This window comes from Nostoc sp., assembly GCF_036917155.1.
Lineage (GTDB): Bacteria > Cyanobacteriota > Cyanobacteriia > Cyanobacteriales > Nostocaceae > Nostoc.
Window position 1 is genome coordinate 1 of sequence record NZ_JBALDZ010000120.1, and the last position, 12,729, is coordinate 12,729.

11 protein-coding genes are annotated in these 12,729 nt (G+C 43.6%); 1 reads left to right on the forward strand and 10 read right to left on the reverse strand.

Annotated features, from left to right (window positions below):
* Window positions 1–103 precede the first annotated feature (103 nt).
* Window positions 104–691: a DUF1997 domain-containing protein gene (locus V7K67_RS16690; RefSeq protein WP_179067585.1), complete on the reverse strand. Its 588-nt coding sequence runs from the start codon at window positions 689–691 to the stop codon at window positions 104–106.
* Window positions 692–1,326: 635 nt separating this feature from the next.
* Between V7K67_RS16690 and pheA the strand changes: the two genes are divergently transcribed.
* Window positions 1,327–2,202, forward strand: a complete 876-nt coding sequence (gene pheA, locus V7K67_RS16695) for a prephenate dehydratase (protein WP_334731897.1) — start codon at window positions 1,327–1,329, stop codon at window positions 2,200–2,202.
* A gap of 295 nt (window positions 2,203–2,497) precedes the next feature.
* On the opposite strand, the gene V7K67_RS16700 is transcribed toward pheA, so the two are convergent.
* From V7K67_RS16700 to V7K67_RS16740, 9 genes are all read right to left on the reverse strand, one after another.
* Window positions 2,498–3,145, reverse strand: coding sequence for an LON peptidase substrate-binding domain-containing protein (locus V7K67_RS16700; protein WP_099099764.1), 648 nt, complete (start codon window positions 3,143–3,145; stop codon window positions 2,498–2,500).
* A gap of 212 nt (window positions 3,146–3,357) precedes the next feature.
* Window positions 3,358–3,675, reverse strand: a complete 318-nt coding sequence (rpsJ, locus tag V7K67_RS16705; protein ID WP_008232935.1) for a 30S ribosomal protein S10 — start codon at window positions 3,673–3,675, stop codon at window positions 3,358–3,360.
* A gap of 221 nt (window positions 3,676–3,896) precedes the next feature.
* Window positions 3,897–5,126, reverse strand: coding sequence for an elongation factor Tu (gene tuf, locus V7K67_RS16710; protein WP_334706282.1), 1,230 nt, complete (start codon window positions 5,124–5,126; stop codon window positions 3,897–3,899).
* 23 nt (window positions 5,127–5,149) lie between these two features.
* Window positions 5,150–7,228: an elongation factor G gene (fusA, locus tag V7K67_RS16715; RefSeq protein ID WP_179067582.1), complete on the reverse strand. Its 2,079-nt coding sequence runs from the start codon at window positions 7,226–7,228 to the stop codon at window positions 5,150–5,152.
* A gap of 137 nt (window positions 7,229–7,365) precedes the next feature.
* Complete coding sequence (gene rpsG, locus V7K67_RS16720) at window positions 7,366–7,836, reverse strand: 30S ribosomal protein S7 (RefSeq protein WP_069070112.1); 471 nt, start codon at window positions 7,834–7,836, stop codon at window positions 7,366–7,368.
* Between the two features lie 550 nt (window positions 7,837–8,386).
* Window positions 8,387–8,770 (reverse strand): 30S ribosomal protein S12, encoded by a 384-nt coding sequence (gene rpsL / locus V7K67_RS16725; RefSeq protein WP_012410236.1) that lies wholly within the window; start codon window positions 8,768–8,770, stop codon window positions 8,387–8,389.
* Between the two features lie 132 nt (window positions 8,771–8,902).
* Complete coding sequence (locus V7K67_RS16730; RefSeq protein ID WP_335167589.1) at window positions 8,903–9,229, reverse strand: HesB/IscA family protein; 327 nt, start codon at window positions 9,227–9,229, stop codon at window positions 8,903–8,905.
* 243 nt (window positions 9,230–9,472) lie between these two features.
* Window positions 9,473–9,892, reverse strand: coding sequence for a cupin domain-containing protein (locus V7K67_RS16735; RefSeq protein WP_334706280.1), 420 nt, complete (start codon window positions 9,890–9,892; stop codon window positions 9,473–9,475).
* A gap of 261 nt (window positions 9,893–10,153) precedes the next feature.
* The gene (locus V7K67_RS16740; protein WP_335167558.1) at window positions 10,154–12,178 is read right to left on the reverse strand and encodes a phosphodiester glycosidase family protein; all 2,025 of its coding nucleotides are present in this window, start codon (window positions 12,176–12,178) and stop codon (window positions 10,154–10,156) included.
* Window positions 12,179–12,729: the final 551 nt, after the last annotated feature.

Consider the following 12,729-nt stretch of genomic DNA (forward strand, 5'->3'; position numbering starts at 1 on the left):
TTATGGTTTTTAAAGACGTGACGGCGAATAAATTCGCCTGCCCCTTGCCCCCACGGATGAATCCGGGGGCTTCCACGGGGCGAGGTGTTTGGTGATGAAATAATTACTCAGCATTCAGGATTGGTAATTCAGTACTATCACCGTCAAGTCCTCTATCTTTGGTTTGTGATATCACCCAGTAGCGATAATCCGCCAAAAGTTGATTTAATAATCGTTGCTTGACTGACAACAGCACGCTTTTGAGCAAACCATTGCCAGTAGCTTCTAAAATCGGCTTAGGAGTAAAGGAAAATGGCGGTGGGAAATCCACCAGCACCTCTAAATCAGCCCTTCCTTGCAGGCGAGTGCCAGTGCTAAACTCTTGGGGAGACAAATACCCTTTTAAATTGAGAGCAAAGCGCTGGTTAATATACTCAAAACCCAGAATTTCACAGCCTAGCGATCGCAAATAAATTATTCCATTTGATTCTGCCCATACTCTCATGTCTACAGTAGGTTGAATACTCAGTGACATAAAAGTAAGCGGACGCATTTTCAAGCGAAATACCTCCTCAGAAAGCTGCTGAATCCGGCTATTGTCAACTAAAGCCTTAACCAGACGTTGGGGCTGACGTAAGTAGTGCTGAATCGGAATAGGCTGCTCTGGAACAGCAATTTCAACCGATTGGGAGGCAGTAAACCGGGTAGCCATGAGCTAATAAAAATATCTGTTTCTTAATTTTAATATTTTTTAACAACTTAGTTCTGATTATTAGAAAATTACAAAATTTATTGACCGTAAAAATGATTTTTACTTATCAGGTATACATCATTGGCAAAAAGTTGGTACGCTCATTAATATATTTATTGAACTAAATATAGATTAGGATTTTATACTTGACATAAAAACAAAAATATGATTTTTGTCTAAGTAGAAACTAATAGAAATCTTCAGGAGAATCTAGCAAAAAACTGCCAATAAATCTATCTGACAAAAGACTGAATTTCTATAACTTATTTTCTTGGATACATATTTTGGTCTATTTGTTTAGTGCGTAAATTTTACACCTAACAGTGTTAACAGTGTCTAAGTAAGTCGGTGAGAAAAATTCAATGTATATGAAGAAATATAAATTAGCTGTAGAGTGTGTTATGCCTTATAGCAACGCACCTGAGATTGTTGAGGTGCGGCGCTTGGCGACAACACACCCGACATTAAAATTCCTTAACATAGCTGGAAATATTAGCACCGACTTACTTAGTAGGATTAGACATTGGATATATTTGCCAAGACCAAAATATCATATCTCTGTTTACCGATTAAACTTGTAACTCAAGGCTAAAAGTATGACTTTATCGATCGCACATTTAGGGCCTCCCGGCACTTACACAGAACAAGCAGCTGTTTTTTATGTCAACTGGCTAAACAAAAGCACGGGAGTTGAAGCTATGTTAAGCCCTTATCCCACTATCTTCCAATCATTGCACGCCGTTGCTAATGGTCAAGCACAATTGGCTGTTGTGCCGGTGGAAAATTCTATTGAAGGGAGTGTTAGCACAACCTTGGATACACTTTGGCAGTTGGACAGCTTGCGAATTCAGTTGGCTTTGGTATTACCCATTGCCCATACGTTAATTTCTTGCGCGTCTAGCTTAGATAAAATTAAAACTGTTTACTCTCACCCGCAAGCTTTGGCACAATGTCAGGGATGGTTAGAGCGTTTTCTGCCAACTGTACAGATTATTCCCAGCAATTCCACAACCGAAGCACTACAGCGATTAGAGCAAGAAACGACAACGGCTGCGATCGCTTCTAGTAGAGCCGCTCAACTCTACAACCTGCCGATACTTGCTAGTGGCATCAATGACAATCCAGAAAACTTTACTCGTTTTTGGGTGGTAAGTCAGGGTGAAACGGACACTGGATACCAGACATCAAAAGTGCCTACTAGTCACACATCGCTGGCTTTTAGTATGCCTGCTAACACACCCGGAGCATTAGTCAAACCTTTGCAAATATTTGCTCAACTAGGGATTAACCTCAGTCGGATTGAATCTCGTCCGACGAAGCGATCGCTAGGCGAATACTTGTTTTTCATGGATTTAGAAGCGGATGCCAAGGAAGCACAAATGCAATCTGTTTTAGCAGAATTAACTATCCACACAGAGGTTTTAAAAATTCTTGGCGCTTACAATGTTTTGCCGATCAGCGCCGTTAATTGAGAAGTTAGGAGTCGAAAGTTAGGAGTTAGGAGTTAGGAGTTAGGAGTTAGGAATTAGGAGTTATAAGTTATAAGTTAGGAGTTAGGAGTTAGGAGTTATAAGTTAGGAGTTAGGAGTTAGGAGTTATAAGTTATTAGTTATCAGGTAGGGAATATAAATTATAAGTTGCCAATCTTTTATTTTTTGTTATTTATTCCTAACTCCTAACTCCTAACTCCTAACTCCTAACTCTTCACTCTTCACTCCTAACTCCTAACTCCTAACTCTTCACTCCTAACTCCTAACTCTTAACCCCTCACTTTTCACTAAATGTATCTTTGAGAACAGCACGAGCTGCCAAGTGATTCCGAGTAGAGGTTAAAATTTCTGCTTCCCGCTCTAGACGAGTTACAGTATCTTGCATTTCTAGCAATAACTGCTGCTCTGCGGCGACACCATAAAGGTTACTAGCTACCCAATAAGATAGCTCTGTTGGGAGATCGGGTAAATCTTCTGGCAGTTCGATATTTTGTTCGGTTAACTTGGCTGACAGACGCACAACATCTCGCAGCAGTTGTTCTACTTCAGAAGATAAAGGTCGCAAATCCTTAGTTGGTGGTTGGTCTTCAATCCACTCCACTAAACCAACGCGGTATGGCTTTTCACGAACATACTCTAATACACGGAATCTTTGCTGCCCTAAAGTCATCATCTTGATCCGATCATCTGGTAGCCGCTGGTGATGAATGATTTCGGCACAGCAACCAGTGTTTGCAATTGTACCTTTGACTGGATCGAACATCAAAACCCCGAACCTGCGATCGCTCTCCAAAATCGTGTTCATCATGATTCGGTAGCGAAATTCAAAGATGTGCAGAGGTAATGGCCTGGTAGGAAACAGAACTACTTCGGGTAACGGGAACAGAGGTAATTCGCGAACTGCAATTTTAGAAGATGATGTCATTGTTACTTTGGTATAAACTTAATCTTAAAAAATAATTTTTCTCTGCTTTTCCCGTACTTTCTCTACATTCTATCATTTGTCTCCTAGCTAAAGAAAAGCCCTGAGATATATTTCTTCAGGGCTGTGTAAATATTCATACTAATGTCATTTGTCTTTTATCCTTCGTCCTTTGTCCTTTGCCAATGACAAATGACCAATGACTAATGACTAAATTAAAGTTTGACTTCAATATCTACACCCGATGGTAGATCCAATTTCATCAGGGCATCAATAGTCTTAGAAGAGGGCTGGTAAATGTCAATAATCCGGCGATGAGTACGGGTTTCAAAGTGTTCCCGTGAATCTTTATCTACGTGAGGCGATCGCAGCACACAATAGATTCGGCGTTTTGTTGGTAAAGGAATTGGGCCTATAGCTGTAGCGTTGGTGCGGTTAGCTGTGTCTACAATCTTCTCGCAAGATGTATCTAATAAGCGCCTATCAAAGGCTTGTAAGCGAATTCTAATCTTCTGCTGCTGTAGAGTTGCCATCTTTAATTTTCCAGGTTCTGCGTAATTAGGTTACTGGGGACTGGGAAGTGGGGAGTGGGGAGTGGGGAGTTGGGGGAGACAAAATTGCTTGCCTTCTTCCTATTCCCTATTCCCTATTCCCTACTCCCTATTCCCTACTCCCTTTAATTAAAAAGGAAGAGAAAGGAGCAGAGAGGCACAATAAATACCATCTCTGCTCCTTCATTATGAGCAAAAAGGTGCTACTTCAAAATTTTGGAGACAACACCAGCACCGATGGTGCGACCACCTTCGCGGATAGCGAAGCGCATTCCTTGTTCAATAGCGATCGCGTTGATCAATTCTACTGTCACTTTAATGCGATCGCCTGGCATCACCATTTCTACTTCTTTACCTTCATCTGAGGTGTAGCCTTTGATAGTACCAGTTACATCGGTTGTCCGTACATAGAACTGGGGACGGTAGCCAGCGAAAAATGGAGTCTTACGGCCACCTTCTTTTTCTGTTAGGACGTACACTTCCCCTTCAAATTGAGTGTGAGGTGTAATTGAACCTGGTTTGGCTATCACCATACCGCGCTCAATATCTTCTTTTTTAAGACCACGCAGTAGTACACCTGCATTATCTCCAGCCAGACCTTCTTCGAGGCTCTTCTTGAACATCTCAATCCCGGTGACGGCGGTACTACGAGTGTCTCTCAGACCAATTAGCTCGACAGTATCGCCAACCTTAACTTTCCCGCGTTCAATCCGTCCAGTCGCCACAGTACCACGACCTGTGATGGTGAACACGTCTTCTACAGCCATCAGGAAGGGCTTATCAACATCCCGCTCAGGAGTGGGGATGAAAGAATCCACAGCATCCATCAATTCGTAGATTTTGTCTACCCAAGGATTTTCACCTCTTTTGGTCTTAGGATTCTTGGTCATTGCTTCGAGAGCTTGCAGACCAGAGCCTTTGACAATGGGGATATCATCGCCAGGGAAATCATAGCTGGTTAACAGTTCTCTTAGTTCTAGTTCTACTAGTTCCAAGAGTTCTGGGTCATCCATTAAGTCTTCTTTGTTCAAGAATACAACCAGACTGGGAACACCCACCTGTTTTGCTAACAGAATGTGTTCGCGGGTCTGGGGCATAGGTCCATCGGTAGCAGCTACTACGAGGATGCCTCCATCCATCTGAGCCGCGCCGGTGATCATGTTCTTCACATAGTCAGCGTGACCTGGACAATCTACGTGAGCATAGTGCCGATTTTCGGTTTCATACTCAACGTGAGCGGTATTGATGGTAATACCCCGTGCCTTTTCTTCTGGCGCGTTATCGATTTGATCGTAGCCTTTAGCTATAGCTTGACCAAGAGCTGCCAAGGTCATAGTAATGGCTGCTGTTAACGTGGTTTTACCGTGGTCAACGTGGCCAATAGTACCAATATTGAGGTGGGGTTTATTTCTTTCAAACTTTGCGCGTGCCATGAATGCTCATTTCCTTATTTTAACTAAGCGTTCCCTTTGCTTTTTGCAATGATAGTTTCAGCTACGCTGCGAGGCACCTCTTCGTAGTGGCTGAACTCCATCGTGAAGATACCCCGACCTTGCGTTTTTGACCGGATATCAGTGGCGTAGCCAAACATGGTCGCCAGTGGAACTTTGGATGCGACCTTAGCAAGTCCCTGTTCGGTGCTTTGGCTTTCAATTTGCCCCCGGCGGGCGATGAGGTCGCCAATGACGTTCCCGATATAGTCTTCAGGAACTTCAACCTCAACTTTCATCATAGGCTCTAAGAGGACGGGTGAAGCTTTCAGCACAGCCTCTTTCATCGCCATTGAGCCAGCGATTTTGAAAGCCATTTCTGAAGAGTCTACATCGTGGTATGACCCATCAATTAGCGTTGCTTTAACGTCAATTAACGGATATCCAGCGAGAACACCGGATTCGCAGCTTTCTTTCATTCCTTGTTCTGCGGGGCCAACGTACTCTTTAGGTACTGAACCGCCAGCAATTTTGGAAACGAATTCAAAGCCAGTACCAGGTTCTCCAGGCTCCAAATTGATCACAACGTGACCGTATTGACCTTTACCACCACTTTGGCGGATGAATTTGCCCTCAACTTTGTTTACAGCTTTCCGAATTGTTTCTCGGTAAGCTACTTGCGGCGCACCTACATTCGCTTCCACCTTGAATTCTCGTAACATCCGGTCTACTAGAATTTCTAGGTGTAGCTCTCCCATCCCCGCGATCACGGTTTGGTTTGTTTCGGGATCGACGCGGACACGGAAGGTGGGGTCTTCTTCTGAGAGAGATTGCAGAGCCTTGGACAGCTTGTCCATGTCGTTCTTGGTTTTGGGTTCAACCGCTACCGAGATTACAGGCTCAGGAATGAATAGTGATTCCAGAATTACTGGCGATCCATCATCACAGAGTGTGTCACCTGTCAAGGTGTCTTTCAATCCCAGAGCTGCTCCCAAATCACCCGCTCGCAGTTCATCGACATCTTGCCGATCGTCTGCTTTCATGAGAACTAAGCGGGAAATCCGTTCTTTTTTATTCTTACTAGCGTTGAGAACGTAGCTGCCCTTCTTCAGGACACCAGAATAAACGCGAACAAATGTTAGGCGACCGTAAGGGTCAGCCATAATCTTGAATGCCAGAGCTGCTAGGGGTTCGTTGTCATCAGCCCGCCGCTCAACAGTATCGCCATTAGGCAGTAAGCCTTGAATTGGTGGTACTTCACTTGGCGCTGGCAGGTAATCAACAACGGCATCCAGCATCAATTGCACGCCTTTGTTTTTGAATGCCGAACCACAAAGTACTGGTACAATTGTCCCCGCAATTGTGCCTTTACGCAGGGCAGTCCGAACTTCCTGTTCTGTAAGTTCTTCGCCATCGAAGTACTTAGCCATTAGAGCATCATCGGTTTCTGCCGCAGCTTCTATGAGCTTGGTGCGGAATTCGTCTACCTGCGCTTGTAGTTCTTCTGGGATATCAGTTTCCTGAATATCGGTTCCTTGGTCATTAGCGTAAATATACGCACGTTGCCGTACTAGGTCAACAATACCTCGGAAGTCGTTTTCACTACCAATTGGTAATTGAATGGCGATCGCATTCGCCCGCAGGCGATCGCGAATTTGCTCGTGAACCTTATAAAAGTTCGCTCCGGTGCGATCCATCTTGTTGATAAAGGCGATCCGAGGAACTTTGTAGCGTTCTGCTTGCCGCCACACTGTCTCAGACTGCGGTTGCACGCCGCCCACAGAACAAAATACTGCGATTACACCATCCAACACGCGCATGGAGCGCTCAACTTCAATTGTGAAGTCTACGTGACCCGGAGTATCGATAATGTTAATTTGATGATCTTTCCAACTGGTACTGATCGCAGCGGCAGTAATGGTAATTCCCCGTTCCCGCTCTTGCTCCATCCAGTCTGTGACGGCAGTTCCTTCGTGAACTTCGCCAATTTTATGAATTATCCCAGAGTAAAATAATATTCTCTCTGTTGTTGTTGTTTTGCCCGCATCTATATGCGCCGCAATACCAATGTTGCGTACTTTCTCTAGCGGGATCGTGCGTGCCACAGCTACCTCCTATAGTTTTTGCCTCATGATATCTTGTATATTACTCTTTGTTAAGATTCTATACTTTTACGGAAAACCGTCTTTTTGTGTAAATCTACGATATACCGCTTCGGCAAGGCGATATATCGCTTTTTTACTTAATAACGATAGTGGGCAAATGCTTTGTTAGCTTCCGCCATCCGGTGTGTTTCTTCACGTTTGCGAATGGCATTGCCAGTTTCGTTAGCAGCATCCATTAACTCATTTGCCAATTTGCTGGCCATTGTCCGGCCTGGTCTTGAGCGGGAATATTGCACTAACCAACGCAGTGCTAGGGTAGTGCCACGTTCTGTACGCACTTCCATTGGTACTTGGTAGGTTGCTCCACCAACTCGCCGAGCCTTGACTTCTACTAAAGGCGTGGCATTTCGCACTGCTCTTTCAAAGGTTTCCAAAGCACCAGCACCAGTGCGTTCTTCAATAGTTTTTAAGGCATCATAAACAATGCGTGCGGCAAGCGATTTCTTCCCATGACGCATGATCCGTCTGATAATCATGCTGACAAGGCGACTGTTATATACAGAGTCAGACGGAACTGGGCGCCTTTGAATAACACCACGACGAGACATACTTCACCTTTAATTCGGAATTGGCAACGAAATTATATGCTATCAGACACCGGAAACTAAAAGCGGTAGAACCCAACCCTCAGACTTCCTCAATTTTTTCGACCGTTGCAGCAAGGCTGACTTATTGACTGCCAATTTTGGATTTTGGATTTTGGATTTTGGATTAAAAGTTTTCGTTACATGTTCCGAGCGCAAGGATCTGAACAAATCAAAAGTCTGTAAGCCTCATTCCCTCGTGGGTTCAGCCAATCCAAAAGACGCTCGATAACTCGCTAACGCTACGCTATCGCAAATCTAAAATCTAAAATTGTTTGACTTGCTACCTGCAACTAAATACTCAAGGCGACAAGATTATAAACTTTAATGTTCAGATGAGAAATTCGCTGTCGGTTACAGCCTTCTCTTCAGAACTTCTACACTTGCTCGCTTAGTGTAGGTGTAGCGTAGCTTGCTTGATTTTTTTAAACAGACATAACTACTGCTAGAACACAGACGGCGATGCTTTTAAGGTAGACGATTAATCGTGTTGGATGCGATTAATCGCCCAATCCTATTTTTTCGCTTCTTTGGGCCGCTTGGTTCCATACTTGGAACGGCCTTGCTTGCGGTCTTTGACTCCGGCTGTATCTAGGGTGCCACGAATAATGTGGTATCTCACGCCTGGTAGATCCTTAACCCGACCGCCACGAATCATCACAACTGAGTGTTCTTGTAAGTTGTGACCAATCCCTGGAATGTAAGCTGTAACTTCAAATCCAGAGGTAAGTCTGACTCTTGCTACTTTGCGTAGGGCTGAGTTAGGCTTTTTTGGTGTGGTCGTGTATACTCTGGTACAAACTCCCCGACGTTGGGGGCATTGCTTCAGAGCAGGGGACTTGGTTTTCTGACGCGCTTGTTCGCGCTCATTTCGTATTAGCTGCTGTATTGTTGGCATGAGTTACAGCGCGTAAAGCTGCTTATGGTCTAAGTTTTAACAAATCCTGATTATATCTTTTTTTACGGCTTTATGTCAATTGTGATTTTTCCTTAGTGATTGAACATCTGTTTTTTGACTAATACTCAATCACTAATGACTTAAGGAAAAGGAATTGCCACAGCCACAGGTAGCGATCGCCTGGGGATTGTGGAAGCGAAAACCACCACCCATTAAGTCTTCTGAATAATCCACCCTCAAACCGTTGAGGTAATTTAAGCTTGCGGCATCTATAACTACTTGAATTTCATCCAAGTCGAAAACCTGGTCGCCAACTTTTATTGCTTCATCGAAGGACATATCGTAAAATAACCCGGAACAACCACCTGCTTTTACTGCCAATCGAAACAAGACATTTGGCTGTTGTTTGGACTTTATGCGCCCAATCTCACTCACAGCTGCTTGACTCAGATGAATCATGGAACTCGTTTTTTGCAATTGAATACCCCATCGTCTATTTTACAGATGGGTTGACCCTTGCTTCTGCAAAATTCCAAATCACTCAAGGCATGAGCGCGATCGCTATTACTACATTTATAACACTAACATATTTCAGTCCCCACCTTAACTAGGTAGGGACTTCTGGGGTGTAGTAGTTCGTTTACAAAGACGGTTTACACGAATTATCTTTGGGATTAAAGCTTTAATAGCGTTATTTTGGTTTTAATCTTTGGTACGGGCATAGTCATCTTGGTAGCGGATAATATCATCTTCTCCCAAGTATTCGCCATTTTGGACTTCAATCAACACCAAGGGGATCACGCCAGGATTCTCTAAACGATGAGATGTACATTGGGGTACATAAGTTGACTCATTATTACTCAGTAAGACTTCTTTCTCCCCACAAACTACTCTAGCTGTACCAGAGACAACAATCCAATGTTCACTGCGGTGATGGTGCATTTGTAGACTGAGGCGGTGTCCTGGCTTAACTTCGATGCGCTTAATTTTGTATCCCCGCCCTTCTTCCAAAACTGTAAAAGCACCCCAAGGACGTAATTCAGTTGCAGCAACGCCTCTAGAAGTGATGGCTGGAGTTAGGTGTAGAGTTTCAGTCTGTGTAGTTTCTTGATATCGAGCCATAGTTACCTCATTTGAAGACATAACAAACCGTTGGTACTCTTAACTATTGATAAAAAATCTGGCGTTATCTTGCAACCTTGAAAATCAGCAATTTTGTCGCACTTTGATAAACATAGCAAAATCAAACCTGATGGTGTAAACTATCACTACTAAAATTCTGATGTTTACACCAAGTCTTCATCAAGCAAAATGGCAGCTTGTTCTAAACTTTAAAAAGTGACTGGGGACTGGGGACTGGGGATTGAGTTTTTTTCTATTACCTCATTTTCGTGGTTGTAGGAAAATACCAATTCCGTTGTGAACACGAGCAGCGGTACTAGGCGATCGATCGAGTAGTTGCCCTCCTAAATAAAGGCTGGTAGAACTACCACCATCCAAATTTAGGGCATCTACACAGCCCATGAGTTGCATCAATTGGGCGTGTTCTGCCAAATTGGGCCCATAACCGCCGACACGATTATGGGTGGCAGTAATCATTAGTGTGCCTGTTGTCGTTGTGCAAATACCGCTACGAATAGCTTTTTCGGCAATAAAGGCATTACTGAATTTTTCGCTTTTGGCATCAAGGACAACTTGACGATTTTGGACTAATAGCGGCCCTGCCCCGATAATGTAGGGATAACGACTAAAATCAACTGGAGTAGTGGCGCTGGAAATGCTGACTGTGCTTCCAATAGGTAGCTGGGAGGCAGCACTAGTAGCATTAGCGCGTAAGGTTAACAAGTAGCCATCCTGGGGAATGGGAACTGCTGTGCTACCAACTTTGCCACCTGGTAACTGTTGAGTAATTTGGTCTTTCTGTACCACTAAGATAATTTCGTTATCCGTCAGGGGCGTGTAAGTTGATCCCCAAGCTGGAGTATAACGAGCAATGCCACTCTGGATGTAACCGCTGTTAAGAAACAGAATTGGTAGGTGCTGGTCATTTGCTGCGATTAAAGTTTCTTCTAAGGTGAGACGACCAAAGTAAAATTGGCCTGAATCATTCCAAGCGATCGCACCTCGATTCAAAATGGGGCCTGATAACCATTGATTATCCCGACGAATCGCACCCAATGGCAATCTATTATTGCGGTTAAAATAACCACCATTAATTCCAGCGACAGCTAAGTAACGTTGTGCTGTTTGAATTAAGGGAGCAGTACCCGCAAGTCCATCAACACTAGCCCACATAGGTTTCAAGGTTAGCCCAAATTTGCGGGGATTAACTTCTAGCCAGACCACCGGAAAGCGTTCTGTGCCCAAGTTGACATAATGTTGCCGCCAGCGCAATCCTGGGGCCCAAGTAATATCCCGCTCTTCTAAAGGATCGGGTCGAATATCGATAATCAGGCGATTGGGGTTAGCGACAGTACTAACTTGAGGCGATAGACCAAAGGGAACGCTCAGACTAATAATTGTTTGGTTTTTCACCACCTCCACCTTTTGAATCAGTGGTTCAGGAGGTGATGGTATTGGTTCTGTTGGTGTAGCTGGTAATAATTGTTTGAGCAGATTTGGCAGTAATGTTGGTGGTGCTGCTGGTGGCTTCGGGGTATAGCGTTCTATCAAAACGGGATTGGCTATTCCATCCAGGGTAACTGTCCACTCTCGATTTGGCGGTGTGGTGGATTTTGGGGTTGGTGTATCTGGATCGGAAGATGGAGTTTGGGGTTTGGCGATCGCTGAACCTTGTGCAACTTGCCAGGGAGTGGGACGATCTAAATCGACAAGCATCCGAGTCTGTTGCAAAGGCGCACTCGCCTCTAGAGGTTCCTGGCTCTGAACAATATTTGTGATTTGTGTTTTGGGGGTAGCAATCACCAAAGTGTTACCATTAGCTTGAATTTGCCATCCCGATGTTTGAGCAAAATTAGTAATGTCCAGATAGCGATATGCTCCTAGTAGCCTGGCGGCTAACACCTGTGGCGTTGTCACCGACGAAAACCACTGTATTGGTTGCTTCGCAGAATTACTACTGTTTAAGAAATTTACTCCAATTAATTGCCTGAATGCTCCGTCACTGAGATGAGTTGTCACCTGACCAGATTTTCCAGGTTGCTGCAACCAAGTTCCTGGTAAAGTCCGACCATTGAGGGAAATTTGATTGCCAGAGGATGCCGAACCTGTTACGGGAGGTGCAGGTGACTGTGAGATTAACTTGGGTGTTGATTTGGTGGTTTTTAGGGACTCCTGGGCGTTGATAGGATAGGTAGTAATTAAGCACAGTACTGTCAAAAGTATTGGTGACACAGTAGATCGAAAAAATTTGCGTTCGCTAATTCCTGATTGGCAACAATTCGGCATTTTTACCATAATTTACTAGGTATTTTTGAAACCTATCACCCAAGGTATAAACTAACTAATTATTGGCAAATATAAAGAAAACATGACTTTATTTTTGAATAAACATGGTACTCTATATATTGGATAGTTATCTCTTATAGACATTAACTAATTTATTTAGACGCTAAAGCTACTGCAATCAAGTGTTTTAACTGGCACTAATTCTAACCATACTATACACGGTAGTTTTGGTTATCAAAACTGGATTAAGATATTTAATCCTGACTGAGTGTTGCTACTATCAGTTAGGTATGGTCAATAGTAATATATGTGGCAAGTGGTAAGCAGCAAAACTCTAGACAACAACAATATGGGAATTGTCAAATGGGTATATATTGTAATACGCTGATTTTATTGCAGGATCGGGATGATTTCAGCTTTAAAACATAGTAAAGCATTCAATTTTAGTTTTGTTTCAGGTGAGCCGAAATAGGCTCTATGAGTAACTAACGTGCATCTGGAAAGAGGGGATTGAGAAAATACTTAGCTTCACAATATAAAAAAGAAACTGT